This is a genomic window from Leptolyngbya sp. ST-U4 (assembly GCF_039962215.1).
Lineage (GTDB): Bacteria > Cyanobacteriota > Cyanobacteriia > Elainellales > Elainellaceae > Leptolyngbya_A.
In genome coordinates this window covers 195,554-212,487 of record NZ_JAMPKZ010000007.1, presented here as the reverse complement: position 1 = coordinate 212,487, position 16,934 = coordinate 195,554, and the positions used below count along the sequence as shown (strand labels likewise).

General features: G+C 51.3%; 28 protein-coding genes. 6 read left to right on the top strand and 22 right to left on the bottom strand.

All coding sequences use genetic code 11. The features are described 5' to 3' along the window. Positions 1 to 705 precede the first annotated feature (705 nt). Complete coding sequence (locus tag NDA02_RS13730; protein ID WP_190789665.1) at positions 706 to 1,005, top strand: hypothetical protein; 300 nt, start codon at positions 706 to 708, stop codon at positions 1,003 to 1,005. Between the two features lie 90 nt (positions 1,006 to 1,095). Here NDA02_RS13730 and NDA02_RS13725 read toward each other — a convergent pair whose 3' ends face one another. The 20 genes from NDA02_RS13725 to rplC all read right to left on the bottom strand — a co-directional run bounded on the left by NDA02_RS13725 (position 1,096) and on the right by rplC (position 12,090). After that, the gene (locus NDA02_RS13725; protein ID WP_190789666.1) at positions 1,096 to 1,650 is read right to left on the bottom strand and encodes an adenylate kinase; all 555 of its coding nucleotides are present in this window, start codon (positions 1,648 to 1,650) and stop codon (positions 1,096 to 1,098) included. Beyond that, complete coding sequence (secY, locus tag NDA02_RS13720) at positions 1,650 to 2,960, bottom strand: preprotein translocase subunit SecY (protein ID WP_190789667.1); 1,311 nt, start codon at positions 2,958 to 2,960, stop codon at positions 1,650 to 1,652. The genes NDA02_RS13725 and secY overlap by 1 nt, the downstream gene beginning before the upstream one ends. Before the next feature lie 170 nt (positions 2,961 to 3,130). After that, on the bottom strand, positions 3,131 to 3,577 hold the full coding sequence (gene rplO, locus NDA02_RS13715; RefSeq protein ID WP_190789668.1) for a 50S ribosomal protein L15: 447 nt from the start codon (positions 3,575 to 3,577) through the stop codon (positions 3,131 to 3,133). A gap of 90 nt (positions 3,578 to 3,667) precedes the next feature. Continuing rightward, a complete protein-coding gene (rpsE, locus tag NDA02_RS13710) occupies positions 3,668 to 4,195 on the bottom strand; it encodes a 30S ribosomal protein S5 (RefSeq protein ID WP_347277807.1) in 528 nt (175 codons plus the stop codon). A gap of 48 nt (positions 4,196 to 4,243) precedes the next feature. Further along, positions 4,244 to 4,606 carry a 50S ribosomal protein L18 gene (rplR, locus tag NDA02_RS13705; protein WP_190789670.1) on the bottom strand — a complete coding sequence of 121 codons (363 nt, stop codon included), beginning with the start codon at positions 4,604 to 4,606 and terminating at the stop codon, positions 4,244 to 4,246. Further along, entirely contained in the window at positions 4,606 to 5,145 is a 540-nt protein-coding gene (gene rplF, locus NDA02_RS13700; protein ID WP_190789671.1) for a 50S ribosomal protein L6, read from the bottom strand. Before rplF ends, rplR begins: the two co-directional genes overlap by 1 nt. A 44-nt stretch (positions 5,146 to 5,189) precedes the next feature. After that, entirely contained in the window at positions 5,190 to 5,591 is a 402-nt protein-coding gene (rpsH, locus tag NDA02_RS13695) for a 30S ribosomal protein S8 (RefSeq protein ID WP_190789672.1), read from the bottom strand. A gap of 23 nt (positions 5,592 to 5,614) precedes the next feature. Continuing rightward, on the bottom strand, positions 5,615 to 6,160 hold the full coding sequence (gene rplE, locus NDA02_RS13690) for a 50S ribosomal protein L5 (RefSeq protein ID WP_190789673.1): 546 nt from the start codon (positions 6,158 to 6,160) through the stop codon (positions 5,615 to 5,617). Positions 6,161 to 6,221: 61 nt separating this feature from the next. Then, the gene (gene rplX, locus NDA02_RS13685; protein WP_242067089.1) at positions 6,222 to 6,563 is read right to left on the bottom strand and encodes a 50S ribosomal protein L24; all 342 of its coding nucleotides are present in this window, start codon (positions 6,561 to 6,563) and stop codon (positions 6,222 to 6,224) included. After that, positions 6,563 to 6,928, bottom strand: coding sequence for a 50S ribosomal protein L14 (gene rplN / locus NDA02_RS13680; RefSeq protein ID WP_190789674.1), 366 nt, complete (start codon positions 6,926 to 6,928; stop codon positions 6,563 to 6,565). Before rplN ends, rplX begins: the two co-directional genes overlap by 1 nt. A gap of 59 nt (positions 6,929 to 6,987) precedes the next feature. Beyond that, a complete protein-coding gene (rpsQ, locus tag NDA02_RS13675) occupies positions 6,988 to 7,239 on the bottom strand; it encodes a 30S ribosomal protein S17 (RefSeq protein ID WP_348247664.1) in 252 nt (83 codons plus the stop codon). A gap of 3 nt (positions 7,240 to 7,242) precedes the next feature. Continuing rightward, entirely contained in the window at positions 7,243 to 7,488 is a 246-nt protein-coding gene (gene rpmC, locus NDA02_RS13670) for a 50S ribosomal protein L29 (RefSeq protein ID WP_348247663.1), read from the bottom strand. Positions 7,489 to 7,490: 2 nt separating this feature from the next. Further along, complete coding sequence (rplP, locus tag NDA02_RS13665; RefSeq protein ID WP_190794626.1) at positions 7,491 to 7,910, bottom strand: 50S ribosomal protein L16; 420 nt, start codon at positions 7,908 to 7,910, stop codon at positions 7,491 to 7,493. A 34-nt stretch (positions 7,911 to 7,944) separates the two neighbouring features. Beyond that, positions 7,945 to 8,700, bottom strand: coding sequence for a 30S ribosomal protein S3 (gene rpsC / locus NDA02_RS13660; protein WP_190794625.1), 756 nt, complete (start codon positions 8,698 to 8,700; stop codon positions 7,945 to 7,947). Between the two features lie 53 nt (positions 8,701 to 8,753). Then, positions 8,754 to 9,116: a 50S ribosomal protein L22 gene (rplV, locus tag NDA02_RS13655; protein ID WP_190794624.1), complete on the bottom strand. Its 363-nt coding sequence runs from the start codon at positions 9,114 to 9,116 to the stop codon at positions 8,754 to 8,756. Positions 9,117 to 9,182: 66 nt separating this feature from the next. Beyond that, the gene (rpsS, locus tag NDA02_RS13650) at positions 9,183 to 9,461 is read right to left on the bottom strand and encodes a 30S ribosomal protein S19 (protein WP_190794623.1); all 279 of its coding nucleotides are present in this window, start codon (positions 9,459 to 9,461) and stop codon (positions 9,183 to 9,185) included. Positions 9,462 to 9,566: 105 nt separating this feature from the next. Further along, entirely contained in the window at positions 9,567 to 10,430 is an 864-nt protein-coding gene (gene rplB, locus NDA02_RS13645) for a 50S ribosomal protein L2 (RefSeq protein WP_190794622.1), read from the bottom strand. Positions 10,431 to 10,449: 19 nt separating this feature from the next. Next, on the bottom strand, positions 10,450 to 10,749 hold the full coding sequence (locus tag NDA02_RS13640; protein WP_190794621.1) for a 50S ribosomal protein L23: 300 nt from the start codon (positions 10,747 to 10,749) through the stop codon (positions 10,450 to 10,452). Beyond that, a complete protein-coding gene (rplD, locus tag NDA02_RS13635; RefSeq protein ID WP_190794620.1) occupies positions 10,739 to 11,374 on the bottom strand; it encodes a 50S ribosomal protein L4 in 636 nt (211 codons plus the stop codon). The genes NDA02_RS13640 and rplD overlap by 11 nt, the downstream gene beginning before the upstream one ends. Positions 11,375 to 11,448: 74 nt before the next feature. Continuing rightward, positions 11,449 to 12,090: a 50S ribosomal protein L3 gene (gene rplC, locus NDA02_RS13630; protein ID WP_190794619.1), complete on the bottom strand. Its 642-nt coding sequence runs from the start codon at positions 12,088 to 12,090 to the stop codon at positions 11,449 to 11,451. 1,035 nt (positions 12,091 to 13,125) lie between these two features. On the opposite strand from rplC, the gene NDA02_RS13625 reads away from it, so the two are divergent. Further along, entirely contained in the window at positions 13,126 to 13,602 is a 477-nt protein-coding gene (locus NDA02_RS13625; RefSeq protein ID WP_190794618.1) for an NAD(P)H-quinone oxidoreductase subunit N, read from the top strand. A gap of 308 nt (positions 13,603 to 13,910) precedes the next feature. Further along, the gene (locus NDA02_RS13620) at positions 13,911 to 14,273 is read left to right on the top strand and encodes an STAS domain-containing protein (RefSeq protein ID WP_190794617.1); all 363 of its coding nucleotides are present in this window, start codon (positions 13,911 to 13,913) and stop codon (positions 14,271 to 14,273) included. Positions 14,274 to 14,457: 184 nt separating this feature from the next. On the opposite strand, the gene psbN is transcribed toward NDA02_RS13620, so the two are convergent. Then, positions 14,458 to 14,589 carry a photosystem II reaction center protein PsbN gene (gene psbN / locus NDA02_RS13615; RefSeq protein ID WP_190794629.1) on the bottom strand — a complete coding sequence of 44 codons (132 nt, stop codon included), beginning with the start codon at positions 14,587 to 14,589 and terminating at the stop codon, positions 14,458 to 14,460. Positions 14,590 to 14,669: 80 nt separating this feature from the next. Between psbN and psbH the strand changes: the two genes are divergently transcribed. The 3 genes from psbH (at position 14,670) to pth (ending at position 16,036) form a co-directional block, all read left to right on the top strand. Further along, positions 14,670 to 14,873 (top strand): photosystem II reaction center protein PsbH, encoded by a 204-nt coding sequence (psbH, locus tag NDA02_RS13610; protein WP_088892590.1) that lies wholly within the window; start codon positions 14,670 to 14,672, stop codon positions 14,871 to 14,873. A gap of 154 nt (positions 14,874 to 15,027) precedes the next feature. Further along, positions 15,028 to 15,369 carry a TatA/E family twin arginine-targeting protein translocase gene (locus NDA02_RS13605; protein WP_190794616.1) on the top strand — a complete coding sequence of 114 codons (342 nt, stop codon included), beginning with the start codon at positions 15,028 to 15,030 and terminating at the stop codon, positions 15,367 to 15,369. Between the two features lie 16 nt (positions 15,370 to 15,385). Continuing rightward, entirely contained in the window at positions 15,386 to 16,036 is a 651-nt protein-coding gene (pth, locus tag NDA02_RS13600) for an aminoacyl-tRNA hydrolase (protein ID WP_190794615.1), read from the top strand. A gap of 129 nt (positions 16,037 to 16,165) precedes the next feature. On the opposite strand, the gene NDA02_RS13595 is transcribed toward pth, so the two are convergent. Beyond that, on the bottom strand, positions 16,166 to 16,921 hold the full coding sequence (locus NDA02_RS13595) for a cobalt-precorrin-6A reductase (protein WP_190794614.1): 756 nt from the start codon (positions 16,919 to 16,921) through the stop codon (positions 16,166 to 16,168). Between the last annotated feature and the right edge of the window lie 13 nt (positions 16,922 to 16,934).

The following is a 16,934-nucleotide window of genomic DNA, read 5'->3' as shown; positions in this document are numbered from 1 at the left end:
CTCCCATTACTGGTTGAATATTCTGAGGCGGACATCTGCCTGAACACTGGCAGGGAAAGACTTTTAGGAATCCTTCCAACTCCCCCGAACGACTTCGAGTCGCGCGTATAACTACTGATTGGGCTGAACTCGTTCGGGCTATCTACCCTATAGAGGCAATTAGGCTGAATGAATTCCGTCTAATCGCTCCAATTGAACATTAGCCCGACAAATTTTCCGCATAATCCCCTGATTCCAGGCATTAGCCCGAATCCTGAGAGCGTTTCTTCGGTCTGTTTTTGCCTTCCATTCCGCCTAAGATCCTAAAAACGGAATTAGCCCGAATCAAGGGTGGTTCGATGAAATTACAGCCTAGACCATAGCTGTTTCTGATAAATCACGATTACCCCGAAGGGGAAACTGCGTCGCATCGCCCCACCCCCTACTATTACTCGCACAAAAAAATTTTGGTGGCGTGAAGCAATGGCTCAATGCAACTTAACCGGAGAGCCATGCTTTACCTAGAGATGGACTGAGGGAGTGATTGTTCTCATCAGGAGATCGATCGCCGACTATGGGTGCTGCGAACACTCATAGCCAGCTAACCTCCCAGGCTGATGTGAGCAGTCTGAAGGCTAGGACGATTATACGTTCTGGTTGATTCAGTCATGTTTTAAAGTCTTGTTCCACTCTCTAGGGTTCTTTACCCTATGGAGATCTAAATACATGACTTACCCTCCCGAACCGTCTACGGCTTTCGGTAAACCTTTGCATGACCGTTTTGGGCGAGGCGATGCCAGCCCCCCTCCGGGGCGATCGCAGGTAAAGTTTATCCTGCTAGGCGATCCCGATGCGGTCGATCAGAGTGTGATTGACCTGGAGCGTTGCGGATTTTGCGATAGCTACGCCTGGACTCAACCGATTATTGTTCGTGCCAGTGCGTCACCCATTCAACCGCTTCCCGGTGAGCTGATGCGCCTATATCAACGCGGGTATCCTGTCACCGGATTGAGGATTCCCTTATAGGACGATCGCCACAAAATAAAGAAGGGCTGCGCCAACTCTTCTTCGAGACAACGCAGCCCAACTATATTTCAGCAAAGGAACTGAGTGAAATTAAGCGTTGATTAACTGCTCCAGGTGAGCCGTCACATCCTCGACCGACTGATCGCCGTTCACCGAAATCAACTGACTGCGGTTCTGGTAGAAGTCAATTAGCGGAGCGGTCTGCTTGCGATAAACATCCAGACGATGCTTCACCACCTCTTCGGTGTCGTCCTTCCGCCCCCTGTTCAGCAGGCGATCGATCAGAATTACATCAGGTACATCAAAATTCACCACGTAATCGTAGGACTGATGGATTTCCTGAAGCAGTTGATCGAGAGAGTTTGCCTGAGTCACCGTACGGGGAAAACCGTCGAGAATCCAGCCTGGAGTCACGTCATCTTCGTGGAGCCGCTCCCGTACCATATCAATAATGAGCTGGTCGGGAACCAGTTCGCCCTGATCCATATAGGACTGCGCTTTTTGCCCTAACTCCGTCTGCCGCGCCACTGCACTCCGCAAAATATCCCCAGTGGAGATGTGAGGAATGCCAAAGTGCTTGGCTAATACCTGTGCCTGCGTACCCTTACCTGCGCCAGGAGGTCCTAAAAAGATCAATCGAGCCACTATTGTTTCACCATCCCTTCATAGCGTTGGGAAATCACATAGGTCTGAATTTGCTTTGCGGTGTCGATCGCCACACCCACCAGAATCAGCAGCGACGTTGCGCCCAAACCCTGGAAGGTTCTGACCTGCGTTGCGCCTTCTACCGCAGTCGGAATAATTGCGACCAGACCCAGGAAGATTGCGCCCAGGAACGTTAGCCGATTCAGCACCTTTTCGATATAGTCGCTGGTTGCCTTACCAGGACGAATACCGGGAATGCTCGCGCCCATCTTCTTCAAGTTTTGGGACATTTCTACAGGGTTCACGATCAGCGAAGCGTAGAAATAGCTAAAGAAGAGAATCAGCACCAGATAAAGCAGAATATTCAGCCAGTGACCGGGGCTGAGGTAGCGAACCGCCTGAATCAAAACCTGGTTATTCGGGAAGAAGTTGACCAGCGAAGCAGGCAAAAACAGCACCATGTAAGAAAAGATGATCGGCATCACGCCGCCCTGATTAAGGCGAAGCGGCAAATAGCTGCTCTTTTCCAGATACATCCGGCGACCGACCTGACGACGCGCCGAAATAATCGGAATCCGACGAGTCCCTTCCTGCACAAACACAATCCCGACGATCATTGCCAGGAAAACCAGGAACAGGATAATCACGCCGCCCACCAAGCTCCGATCGCCGCTTTGAGCCAAGTCGATCGTCTGTCCGAGCGATCGAGGTAGGGTGGAAACAATACTGACGAAGATCAGCAGCGAAGCTCCATTGCCGATGCCACGCTCAGTAATCAGTTCACCAACCCACATAACAAACATTGAACCTGCGGTCAGTGCCAGCACCGTCTGGAAAATAAACAGCGGTCCTGGACTTGCCGCGTATTGGCTAAGCAGCAGCGAAATACCAATGCTCTGGAAAATTGCCCAACCCAAAGCAACATATCGGGTGATTTGAGAAATTTTGCGTCGTCCGGCTTCCCCTTCGTTCTTCTGAAGGTCTTCGAGGCTTGGAACGGCAGCAGTCAAAAGCTGAATAATAATGGAGGCATTAATATAGGGCAGAATTCCCAGCGCGAAAATGCCGACAGCGGAAATACCGCCCCCTGCCAGGACATCGAGAATGCCAATGAGGTTGCCTAGGCCACTTCCTTGAAGTCCCTGCTGAAACGCAACGCGATCGATTCCAGGGATCGGGATGTAAATGCCCAGGCGAATTAAAATGAGCATTCCAACGGTCACAAGCAACCGACTTCTCAGTCCGGCTGCTTGCGCCATTTGGGCAAAAGTTTCTTGAGCGGTTGGAGTTTTATCTCGACTAACGACCATGTAGGAGTCCCTCTGCTGAATTTGGCAGGTACGCTGTACTGCTGATTAAAAGGTTGATGAAACCAGTAGAGCAGTGTAATTTGAGAGCTTCTCTCCTAGTGTAGATGTTCCGATCGCTCAAGAACAACACTGAAGGGATCAGCAACAAACATCCCAAATTGAAGAAGCTTTTAACCTACCACTTCACAAGTTCCGCCCGCCGCTTCGATTTTTTCGCGCGCCGATGCCGAGAAAGCAGCCCCCTGAACGGTTAGCGCAACCGATACATCACCATTGCCCAGAATCTTGAGCGGACCATCATCAGTCGTCACGATACCAGCCTCCATTAGCGAAGCCAGACTCACCTGGGAATTCGCACTCAGTTCTGCCAGATCGCCCACGTTGATGACCGTGTATTGCTTCACGTTCACTCGCTCGAAATGCTTCAGCTTCGGAATCCGGCGATAGAGGGGCATTTGTCCACCCTCAAATCCAGGACGAGTTGGGCGACCGGAGCGAGATTTTTGACCCCGCATCCCAAAGCCGCAGCTTGCGCCCTGTCCGGCAGCGATGCCTCGACCCACACGACGACGACGTTTTTGTGAGCCAGGTTGAGGAACAGCGTCTTGTAGTCTCATAGTGATACAGCCAATAAACGAGAGATGATCATGAAGAGATGATCATTAGATGATCATTAAAGCGATCGCGCCTTCAGATTAGGCGAACTACTAACCGTAGAGATTCTCAATTGGAACGCCCCGCTCTTCTGCCACATCCGAGAAGGTGCGAAGCGAAGACAGCGCGTTTGCTGCCGCTCTTGCATTGTTGAGCGGATTGCCAGAGCCAAGCTGCTTTGCCAGAATGTTCTTCACGCCAGCCAGCTCCAGTACGGTACGAACTGCGCCACCCGCGATTACCCCAGTACCAGGTGCTGCCGGACGCATCATTACTTTTGCACCGCCGCCTGCACCATTAACTGGGTGAGGAATCGAGTTTGCTTTGGTCAAAGGCACTTCAACTAAGTGCTTTTTGCCGTCCGCGACTCCTTTCTTCACTGCGCCGATCACATCACTGGCTTTGCCGACCCCGACCCCGACTTGCCCGCGTTCATTTCCGACCACGACGATCGCCCGGAAGCTGAGTTTCTTACCGCCCTTCACCACTTTGGTTACACGGCGAATTTGAACGACACGCTCCTGCCAATCGGTTTCCTTTTCCTTGTTGTTACGGTTATTCTTGCGACGATTCGCCATGATAATCCTTATCCTTCTAACAAGTTTCTTGTATTGAACTCAGAGCATGACCTAGAAATTCAGTCCGCCTTCCCGCGCTGCATCTGCCAGAGCTTTGACACGCCCGTGGTAGAGGTTGCCGCCGCGATCGAATACGACCTGATCGATCCCCTGTGCCTTTGCCCGTTCTGCAATCAACTGTCCGACTCTCACCGAGGCATCACAGTTGCGACCTGTTTCAACTTCCGATCGAACATCGGGTTCCAACGTGGAAGCTGCTACCAGGGTATGGTGTTGCGAATCGTCGATCACCTGGACATAGATGTGCTGATGCGATCGAAAGACAGCCAACCGGGGACGTTCCGTAGTGCCAAATACTTTGCGACGAACGCGACGATGGCGGCGTTTGATTGATTCTTTGCGAGTCAGTTTCATTACTTCTTACCTGCCTTTCCAGCCTTACGTCTGACGGCTTCACCTGCGTAGCGAATGCCTTTACCCTTATAGGGTTCCGGGGGACGAACCGCACGAATTTTGGCGGCGGTATTGCCCACGTCTTCTTTGTTAATTCCAGACACAATCACGTTGGTATTGTTTTCTACAGCAAGCTGAATGCCTTCGGGCGGTTCAATTTGCACCTGATGACTGTATCCCACGTTGAGGATCAGATTGCGTCCCTGCACCTGGGCACGATAGCCTACCCCTTGAATCTCCAGCCGCTTGCTGAATCCCTGCGACACCCCTTCGACCATGTTGGAAACCAGGGTGCGCGAGAGTCCATGACGCTGGCGGGCAGCGCGAGAGTCGCTTCGGCGTGCCACCGTAATTGTGCCGTCTTCCTGAGTCACTTCGACTTCAGCAGGCAGGACGCGAGCCAATTCGCCCTTCGGACCTTTGACCTTCACTTCCTGTCCGTCGATCGTCACATCAACCTTTGCCGGAAGCGTGATTGGGCGTTTACCAATTCGAGACATGACAGTTTCTCCTGATTAAAGTGAGTTGTAATCTAAAAACTGCCTTACCAGATGTAGCAAAGCACTTCACCGCCGAGTCCCTGACGACGCGCATCGCGATCGGTCATGATGCCGCTGGACGTTGAAATGATCGCAATGCCAATGCCGCCCAACACGCGAGGTAAATCCTTCCGGTTGGAGTAAACGCGCAGTCCAGGCTTACTGACCCGCTTCAGAGTGTTAATAATGGGACGACGGTTTTTGCCCTTGTATTTGAGGGAAAGCACCAGCATCCGCTTGATCCCTTCTTCCTGCTCTGTAAAGTCAGCAATAAATCCTTCCGAGCGCAGCACTTCAGCAATGCTTCGCGTCATTTTGGTCGATGGAACTTCTGTTGTTTGATGCCGCGCCATTGTCGCATTCCGAATGCGCGTCAGCATATCTGCAATGGTATCGTTAGCCGCCATAGCTTCCTCTTGATGAAATTGCCTCAGATATCCCGGAAGGGCATCCCCAGTTCCTTAAGTAAGGCACGACCCTCTTCATCGGTCGTCGCAGTCGTGGTGATAGAAATGTCCATCCCGCGAATCTGGTCGATGTTGTCGTACTCAATCTCAGGAAAAATAAGCTGTTCGCGCACGCCGAGCGTGTAGTTACCGCGACCGTCAAAACTTTTTGGACTGATGCCTCGGAAATCGCGAATTCTGGGTAACGCCAGATTGATCAGGCGATCGAGGAACGAGTACATCCGGTCGGAGCGCAGCGTCACCATCATGCCGACGGGCATTCCTTTGCGGATTTTGAAACCTGCGATCGCTTTTGTGGCGCGAGTCACAACTGGCTTTTGTCCGGTAATCCTCGCGATTTCGTTCAGCGATGCTTCCAGTGCCTTTGCGTTAGACGATGCTTCGCCTAAACCCCGGTTCACTGTCACTTTGACTAATTTAGGAACCTGATGAATGTTCGTGTATTTGAACTGTTCCATCAGCTTAGGCACTACTTCGTCTTGATAGCGTGCCTTGAATTTGTTTACCATGGGTCTCTCTCCATAAATTCCCTGGTCTTGGTCAGGGATATTTCTTGTAAAGAATCAAACACTAATCGATGATTTCCCCAGTCTTCTTCAGCATTCGCACCTTTTTGCCATCCGTGTTGACGGTGTAGCAGATGCGGCTTGCCACTTTTTGCTTGTTGGAATACAGCATCACGTTCGAGCTGTGGATCGGAGCTTCGATCGTTTGAATCTGCCCCGACTCACCCTCTTGCTGGGGTTTGATGTGCTTCGTCTTGACGTTAACGCCCTGCACGATCACCTGGCTGGTTTCGGGAAAAGCTTTCAGAATTTCACCTACTTTGCCTTTCTCTTTGCCAGAAATGATCTGGACGGTATCGCCTTTCTTGACGTGCATTTTGTAGCGAACCTTGGTTCCTTTCTTCATCACAGCACCTCTGGAGCCAGCGAAATAATCTTGGTGAAGTTCTTATCGCGCAATTCGCGGGCAACCGGACCAAACACACGGGTTCCTCTGGGGTTTCCTTCAGCGTTGATGATCACGGCGGCGTTATCATCAAACCGGATGCTCATGCCGCTATCGCGACGCAGACCCTTTCTGGTGCGTACGACGACTGCCCGTACCACGTCCGACTTTTTAACCGCCATATTCGGCAGCGCATCTTTCACCACGGCAATAATCACGTCACCTACGTTGGCGTAGCGACGGTTGCCGCCGAGAACGCGGATACACATCAGCTTTCTTGCGCCGCTGTTGTCCGCCACATTGAGATAGGTCTCTTGCTGAATCACAGTTCGTCTCCCTCTTAATCCTCAAATAAACAGGTTCAACTAATCACGTTCACCGTTAATTACGCGCTAGTCGTGCCACCGAGGATATCTACGACTGTCCAGCGTTTGGTGCGGCTCAGCGGGCGTGTCTCCTGAATACGAACGCGATCGCCCACTTTGCACTTATTTTCTTCGTCGTGTACCTTGAATCGCTTGGTGCGAACCATGATTTTTTTGTACTTCGGGTGGGGCGATCGGTTTTCTACCGCGACCACGACGGTCTTGTCCATTTTGTCGCTAACGACCAGACCAACTCTCTCTTTCACCGCCATTGCTTATTTCTCCTCGCTTGCAGGCTGGGACTCAAGGGATGATTGCGCTGCTGCAAGTTTCCGTTCATGTTCCACCGTCATAAGCTGCGCTAAACGATGGCGCAGATGCTTAAACTGATGCGGCTTCTCTAGACGACGGGTTGCCTTTTGAAAGCGCAACTGGAACAGCTCTTTTTTCACCGAGGCGATCTGGTCACTAATGTCCTGATCACCCATTTCTCTTACTTCGTCGATTTTAGGCAGAGCCATGATTACGACTCCTCCGCTTCGCGCATGATGAACTTCGTTTTAATCGGCAGCTTAAAGGATGCCAGACGCATCGCTTCGCGGGCAGTGGCTTCAGGAACACCCGCAATCTCAAACAGAATCCGACCCGGCTTCACGACTGCCACCCAGTATTCTGGGTTTCCTTTACCAGATCCCATCCGGGTTTCTGCCGGGCGCATTGTCACAGGCTTATCCGGGAAAATCCGAATCCAGATTTTTCCACCCCGGCGAATGTAGCGGGTCATGGCTCGTCGGCTTGCCTCGATTTGACGCGAGGTAATCCAGGTGGGTTCGAGGGCTTGCAGGGCAAAATCACCAAAGTTGATTTCATTGCCTGAAGTGGCTAACCCTCTCATCCGCCCGCGCTGCTGCTTGCGGAATTTAGTTCTTCTAGGACTTAACATCTTGAGTACCTTTGATCAGATGTAGGAGTTCTGTTTAACCTTCGTTCGAGCGGTCTTCGTACTGCTGACGACGACGGGGCTGACGACGACGGGGCTGGTTTGCAGGAGCAGATGCCGGAGCCACTTCTTCCTGTCCAGGAATAATCTCGCCTCGGAACACCCAGACCTTGATGCCCAGAATCCCGTAGATGGTTTGAGCCGTCTTGTAAGCAAAATCAATGTCTGCTCGCAGCGTATGAAGGGGAACCTTGCCTTCGCGGGTGTATTCCGTCCGCGCAATCTCTGCCCCGTTCAGACGACCGCTCACCTGAATCTTGATTCCCTCAATTCCAGCCCGCTGCGCCCGTTGGATAGCCTGACGCACAACACGACGGAAGGAAACCCGACGCTCAAGCTGCTGTGCCACGTTTTCTGCAATCAGAGCAGCATCGGCATCGACTCGCGCCACTTCCACCACATTAATCCGGATCTGGCGGTTGCTGTCGCCCAATGCCTTTTGCAGGTTGGTTCGCAGTTCCTCGATCCCCTGTCCACCCCGACCGACGACGACGCCCGGACGAGAGGTATGAATTTCGAGGTCAATCTGATCCGCTTTGCGCTCAATTCGAATCATGGCAATGCCCGGACTCTCAAGGCTCTTGAGCTTCATCGGGTTCTTTTCCAGGAAGTTGCGGATCGTGTAGTCCTCCTGAAGCAGTTTTGGATAGCGACCCGCATCGGCAAACCAGCGAGACTTGTGCTCCTGGGTAATGCCGAGACGAAAGCCGACTGGATGAATTTTCTGTCCCACGGTTTGTCCTCGTAATAGTCAGAAAGTATGAATTGCAAGTCTTAGCCTTCGATCTAGTCCGCAGATTCGCCTGGGGCGACGGCGATCGTAATATGGCAGGTCGGCTTGCGGATTTGATAGGCACGCCCTTGAGCACGGGGACGGAATCGCTTCAGTACAGGTCCCTGATCCGCAAATGCCTGAGTGATTACGAGGTCAGTAGGGGTATACCCAACGTTATGTTCAGCGTTCGCAACCGCAGAGCGAAGCACTTTTAGCACTGGGTCGCAGGCGCGATAAGGCATAAATTCCAGGACAATCAGGGCTTCCCGGTAGGAGCGTCCCCGAATTTGATCCAGCACACGACGCACCTTATGGGGCGACATCCGGATATAGCGGGCGACAGCTTTTACTTCATCAGAACTAATGGTTGGCATCGTTTTCTCCTAGCTTCTAGCGATAAGTTTCTATTGAACTAAGACCGACTAGAGCGGCTATTTTTTTTATCGACGGGCTTTCTTATCGCTTTTCGCGTGACCCCGGAAGGTGCGAGTCGGCGCGAATTCTCCGAGCTTATGACCGACCATTTGCTCTGTCACATAGACCGGAACGTGCTGTCGTCCGTTGTGTACGGCGATCGTGTGTCCGATCATTTGAGGCAGAATCGTCGAAGCTCTCGACCAGGTTTTGATCACCTGCTTGTCGCCCTTGGCGTTCAAGTTTTCAACTTTTTTAAGCAGGTGGTCAGCAACAAACGGACCTTTTTTAAGCGAGCGAGACATGGCTACCAGTTAACCTTGTGATGAACGTTAGACGGAACAAAAAGAGCGATACATACTGCGTTCAAGCTGTTCTTAGACGAGAGGTTGGCCGAACGCAGATGCGAATTATGCCTCCCGTCCGCCACGACCCCGCTTCGAGGTACGACGACGACGGCGGACAATCAATGAATTGCTCAGCTTCTTCTTCTTGCGAGTCTTCGCGCCCAGAGCAGGCTTACCCCAAGGCGTAACCGGACCGGGACGACCGATCGGCGCACGTCCTTCACCACCACCATGCGGGTGATCTACTGGGTTCATCACGCTGCCTCGCACTTCCGGTCTACGTCCTTTCCAGCGAGTGCGACCCGCTTTACCCAGGCTCACGTTTCTGGCTTCCGCGTTACCCACCTGACCGATCGTGGCATAGCACTCGCGGCGAATTAGGCGAACTTCTGTCGAAGGCAGACGCAGGGTGACATAGTTGCCTTCCTTTGCAACGACCTGTGCGCCAGTGCCTGCTGCCCGCACAACCTGACCGCCCTTACCAGGAACCAGTTCAACGTTGTGAACTGTCGTACCCAGCGGCATATTGCCCAACGGCAGCGCGTTGCCGATTTCAAACGGAGCCTCAGGACCAGAAATTACCGTTGCGCCCACCGCCAGATTGGCCGGATGCAGGATGTACCGCTTCTCACCGTCCTGGTAGTACAACAGCGCAATTCGAGCGTTCCGGTTGGGGTCATACTCGATCGCCGCGACCTTCGCAGGAATATTGTGCTTGTTGCGGTAAAAATCGATGATGCGGTAGAGCTTTTTATGTCCACCGCCCCGGTGACGAGTAGTGATTACGCCCCGGTTATTGCGTCCCTTTTTCCGATGGACGGATGTCGTTAGCGATTTTTCCGGTTCAGACTTCGTGATTTCAGCGAAATCAACAACTACCCGCTGACGGGTTCCGGGTGTATAAGGTCGATAGCTACGAATACCCATAATTTAAAATCCTCAGAGGCTAGACTTCGGGGAAGAGCGTAATCGAGTCACCCTCTGCCAGAGTCACGATCGCCTTCTTGTAGTGAGGGCGATTGCCCTGGAACCGTCCGACACGACGCGCTTTATAGGGAGGGACTTGCGTATTGACCTTTATGACCTTGACATCAAACAGTTCTTCGATCGCCGCTTTGATCTGATATTTATCAGCTTTAGGGGAAACCTCGAACACATACTTGTTCTGTTCCAGCAGCAGAGTCGCCTTCTCCGTAATTAAGGGACGGCGGATCAAATCTGGAAGAGCGCGAGAATCAATCTTCACCGTAAACCTCCTGAATCTTGGCGATCGCAGACTGGGTAATTACAATCTTGTCTGCGTTCAAAATGTCAAATACGTTGAGGTTGCTTGCCGTTATCAGCCGGAGGCGATCGATATTGCGAGCAGACAAATAAACGTTGTCTTCGCGATCGGCGGTGATGATCAGCACCTTAGAATCTGCCTCAACTCCCCAGCGCGTGAGAGCCTGAACCAGCTCCTTCGTTTTGGGACGCGGCAGTTGATCTACAAAATCAGCCACCACAACCAGGTCTTGGTTCCGACCGACCAGAGCCGTTCTGAGTGCCAAACGACGCTCTTTGCGGTTCATTTTGGTCGAGTAGTCGCGTGGCTTCGGTCCAAAGATCACGCCACCGCCCCGCCAGAGGGGTGAACGGTTAGAACCGGCTCTTGCCCGACCCGTTCCCTTTTGCCTCCAGGGCTTACGACCGCCGCCGCTGACCTCTGCGCGGGTTTTTGCGGAAGCCGTTCCCTGTCTAGCGTTGTTCATCTGCCGCACCAGTGCCCGATGCACTACGTGAGCAGCACTTGTTTCTTTAGCAACTCGCAGTTCCAGGGAAGCTTGACCCACTTCCGCACCCTGCCAGTCTTTTACTACACAGTCAACCATAGGTCGTCTCTACTCTCTCTTGGGCACTGCCGCCAGGAATTTGCTGTGGAATTAGCGTCCTGGGGGCGATCGTTTTACTTCGCTCGTCCGACTAACTTTGCAGGCACGATATTCACCAGCGCACCTGGCTTACCCGGCAGCGCACCTTTGATCAGGATCAGGTTGCGCTCTGCATCGACTCGAACCACAGTCAACTTACGGATCGTGACGCGGGCATCACCCAACTGACCTGCCATCCGCTTACCGGGGAAGACCCGTCCGGGGGTTGTACCTGCACCCGTGGAACCGGGCAGACGGTGGTTCTTAGAACCGTGCGCCATCGGACCCCGCTTGAAGTTGTGCCGCTTCTGGTAGCCTGCAAAGCCACGACCAATACTGGTTCCGACCACATCCACGGTTTGACCCGCTTCAAAACGATCGACGGTCAACTGCTGTCCTAGCTCGAACTCGCTGGGGTCTGCCAGACGATACTCGTGCAAATGACGCAGCGGACCTGCACCCGCTTTCGCTAAGTGACCCATCTCAGGCTTATTAATTGCCTTTTCTTTAATTGCGCCATAGCCCACCTGAATAGCAGTGTAGCCATCGGTTTGCTTGGTTTTAACCTGTGTAACGGTGCATGGACCCGCCTGAACGACGGTGACAGGAATCGCAACGCCCGCCTCGTCGAAAATCTGAGTCATGCCTACTTTTGTGCCGAGAATGCCAACAGACACTGTGACGAATCCCCCTTTCTCGCGGTTTGCATAAGGAGCAGAACTGCGATCGCCTCAACAGTCCATTTGGCTCCAAATAAACACAGACTATGCAGGCTCCCTTCAGCCAAGGCTCAAGAGAACCACACAGTTATTCTGTGAATGCTGTTTCACTTATAGGATTGAACGCGCAAGAAGCTAACCAATCTCCTGATTAACCTGACGCAGTCAGCCCAAATTGGCTTAGGACTTTAGTGAACAATGTTCGCTAAGTATCCTCAAACCAGACCTTTCAGCAAATTCCGGCAGGTGACGGGTAGATGAACTTCGCTCAGGAAGTGCCTTCCAGCAACGCTAGATTTCCAACGAATCAACTCAGCCCTCTGAAATGTGGCTGGGACTCAATCAAACGACAGGCGTTTCCCCACACTCAATACCAGAGAAAAATTTGCTGTCCAATTTTGGCAACAGCTACTTATCATAGCGAATGATTTCGGATTTGTCTATAGGGTAGGACGGGACGAAGTAGGGCGATCGCAGGAGACGCATTAAGGCTGGGAATGTCAGCAGCACTCTAAAATAAATTGAAAGATAACATTGCAGGAATTACAAAACCAGGCATTGCAGTTGCCCCTTGGCGATCGCTGGCCTTTGGTGCAGTCATTGTTGAGTTCAATTCAACAAGAAACGCTAGGGTTAAACCCTCCCTCCTCAACGTGAATTCTCCAACTGGTCTTGATCCCTAGACTCAAAGCTTGATTGGTGTCATTCAGCTAGGTACAGAAGAGCTTACAGAATCGGCTAGAGACAGTACTACGGTCTAATTATCTAATTCATTGGTGCTGCTTATTAGGTTAATTAGGAATGCAGGAGGCTGGATCGCCGTCCTGAATGTAGATGCGCTTGCTCGACGATCGGGTGACCCTTATAATCTAGGGTTGTAAGTCCGCAATGATTGCCCGGAATGCTAATTCATGGCATTTGTCGGTTGATGCGGCGAGCGGTTCATGATGGGATAGCCATTCTGCCTATTATTTATAAGGTCAAGCAGGATTTATGGCATTAATTACGACTGGCAAGGATTTTATTCGCGGGCTAGAGACCTCTGGATCGGTAGGGGTGTCTGTGCCTCTAGAGGGCGGACACGAAGGACGGTATCAGCGGCGGCTGCGAGCTACGGGCTATGGCATGATGCACATTACCGCGAGAGGACTGGGCGACTTGCCTGCCTATCTGCTGCGGACTCATGGCGTGCGTCCTCCCCACTTGGGTAAGAAGAATACCGGTCGTGAAGGAGCAGTGGGCTATGTATATTATTTGCCGCCTGCCATTCAGTCTCAGCTAGAGGCACTTCCAGCGAACTCGAAAGGTTTAGTGATTTGGCTGCTTGAGGGCTTTGTGCTGTCTCAGCAAGAGCTACAGTTTTTGACCACGCTGCCAACGATCGAACCAAAGGTGAAAGTTGTTGTGGAGATGGGGGGCGGTCGCAGCTTTATCTGGAAGCCGTTGCAGGACTATATTACGGCTGCATAGCACAGCATTATTTCGGCACCGAATATCTTGATAAATCTGAGCAGCCTATGTTTCAACGATCGCAGTTGGCATAGGTTGTTTTTTAGGCTGCTTTCGTCCGTCTGAGCATCAATCCAAAACATTTTGATGTTTGATGTCTCTGATCTATCGTTGAGCGGGAAAGCTAAGAAGTAAGCCTGCCGCACTTTCAAAGAAAAGCTGCAAGACGGTTATCGATCGCTAATCGTTTCTCATCGTTCGCTTAAATCACACGCAGCAGGTTAAAAGGCAGCAAAGCGAAGGAGACTCATTCCGCTCCCTTACCTAAGATGGCAATTGCAGTGAAGCAAACTCTTTATCAAACAAAGTCTGGTAAACCGATTCTTGTCCTCACACCAACTGGGCGATTGGACATCACAACTGCATCACAGTTCCGCTCTAAACTCCAGGACTGTATTGCCAAAGTCAGTCCAAATGTAGTGATTAATCTAAGCCAGGTCAGTTTTATTGACAGTTCCGGCTTAGCAGTTCTTGTTGCGGGAATGCGAGATGCAGACCAGGGGAAAGGTAGCTTTCGCCTATGTGATGTGCATCCAGAGGCGAAGTTAGTCTTTGAAGTGACAATGATGGATTCTGTATTTCAGATTCTCAATACAGAAGCAGAAGCACTGGAAGGAGTCTCAGTTGCCTGATGCTTTTATGCAGTTTCTCATAAAAGTAATCTTCTGCAATAGAAAAACCCTGTGAAGCAGGGCATGAGAAAAGCTGAGAAGTTGACTCAGCGAAAGTAAGTGATGCCAGGTACAAACCACGAGACATCCACTGTGAGAGACGGGAGCAGACAACAGGAGCTTTGCTTTAGCAGTGGCTCTGCTTCTAGTCTTCGTGGTCTTCAAAAGGATCTTCCAATTCTCTTGAAGGTGGTCCAAACGAAGTGTAGACTGAGATCCCAGTGATTGCCACCAGGAAGACGGCGATCGTAATGCTAAGAACTGTTGCGGGTTCCATATTTGAGAAATTCATCAATAGTATTATCCTTATAATATTACGGATCGTTAAAATCTTAGAACGCTTAGAAAGGGTAACACATGGCACAGCGGACTCGGTTGGGAGATGTTCTTAAGCCCCTTAACTCTGAATACGGTAAAGTTGCCCCCGGTTGGGGAACTACGCCTCTGATGGCAGTCTTTATGGGACTGTTCTTTGTGTTCCTGTTGATTATTCTTCAGATTTACAACTCCTCGCTCATTCTAGAAGGCGTGAACGTGGACTGGTCAAGCCTCGGAAGCTAATTCAATCGCTAATTCAATTATTTATTTCAAATTGATCCCCGGCTTCGTCTGGGGATTTTTGCATAGAAAAATTACTCGATCGGACAAGTGAATTGTCTACCAGGAAACTACACTAGATCTTGTGAGACGTTCGATCGCTTAGAGAGGAAGAAGCATGAATTTCTTCGGCATTGGCTTACCCGAAATGACCCTGATTCTGGTGCTGGCACTGCTGATTTTTGGTCCCAAGAAGTTGCCTGAAATCGGTCGAAGCCTGGGTAAAGCACTACGTGGTTTCCAGGAAGCCTCGAAAGAATTTGAGAATGAATTTAAGCGAGAAGCAGAGCGAATTGAGAAATCAGTGAATGAGCCGATTAAGGCAACCCTTGAAACTCCGGCTCCTAAGGCTCTTACACCTGCTGAAGAAACTAAAATTGTTGATGCGACGATCGCAGATTCACCGGAAGCAGCTCATTCTGAAACTACCCCTGAAGCGGCGAGCTCTCAGCAAGGCTAAATTCAACTCATAAATTATGGCATCCGCGACTTCTTCCTCGGAGGTGAAGCCACAGCTTATTGTGGGGCTGGGCAATCCGGGTACAAAATACGATCAAACCCGTCACAATATTGGCTTTGAGGCGATCGATCGGCTCGCTCAAGTCTGGAAAATTCCGCTGGGTGAAAATCGTAAGTTTCAGGGCATTTTCGGTGAGGGGCAGGGCAGCTATCGGGAAAAGATTCGGCTACTGAAGCCTTTGACCTATATGAATCTGTCCGGGCAGTCAATTCGCGCTGTTGCAGACTGGTACAAAATTCCGCCAGAAGCAATTCTGGTGATTTATGACGAAATGGATTTGCCGATCGGTCGTTTGCGGCTGCGGCAGTCTGGTTCAGCGGGCGGACACAACGGCATGAAGTCAGCCATTTCGCATCTGAATAGTCAGAATTTCCCGCGAATGCGAATTGGAATTGGCAGTCCAAAAGGAAAGAACGCGAATCCAGATACCCAGGTGGTGAATCATGTGCTGGGACGATTTTCAGTGGCAGAAAGTCGAGTGATGAATGAAGTGCTGGATCTGGTGGTGAAGGCGATCGAGCTGAGTCTGAAAGAGGGAGTGCCGAAGGCGATGAGCCTGTATAACAATCAAGCGATCGAGCTGGAATCAAATTCGACAGCTTCTTAAACGCAGAAAACGGGGCCAGTTGCGGGATCCAACCCCCTAAATTCCCCATCAACGGGGGACTTTGAGTTTTTTGGAATGGGGAGCCTGCGAAAGGAATGCTTGCCGATCGCTAATTGCGAAGGTTGCGGGTCAGGAAAGGCAACGCTGACAGAATTCGATCGCAGCTTTGATCTCCTGCGTTTGTTGGGGATATTGGATTGGGGGACGATCGATCACGATTAAAGAAATCTCCAATTCATTTGCAACTTGCTGTTTGGTGTCTTCCCCTCCGGCGGAACCTGATGCCTTTGTAACGACAAGGGAGATTTGCCACTGTTGCCAGAGGGCGCGTTCCAGATCGATCGAAATTGGAGGGCGCAGGGCAATCAGACGATCGGGGGTGAATCCGGCGTTTAAGGCAGTTTCTAGTGCAACTTGGGAAGGCAAAATTCGGGCGAAGAGGGTCGATCGCGTTTGCCAGGGTTGAAAGAGCATCAGGGGGCGATAGCCGATCGTGAGCAGCACCCGTTCTCCGGCTAATCGATCGCTGGCAAACAATGCATTAAAACTGCTGAAGTGAATTCCATCCGATGCAACCGATTGCCGCTCATAGCGCAGGTAGGGCAACTGATATTTGATCGAAGCGTCGATCGCCATCTGAGAAACTGCTACGGCAAAGGGATGGGAGACATCCACGATACAGAGAACTGAGTGGTTTTGAAGGAAACGCAGCAGGCTTTCAGGTTGCAATCGTCCTACCCAAATTTGAACTGAGGGATCACTGGGGTAAAGCGATCGGGCGGATTCTGTGGTGACTGTAACAATGCAAGCAATGCCCGAAGCAACAAGCGCTCGGACTAACGCTGCGCTTTCTTGAGTGCCGCCGATGATCCAGACGAGAGCCATTCGCATGTTCTTT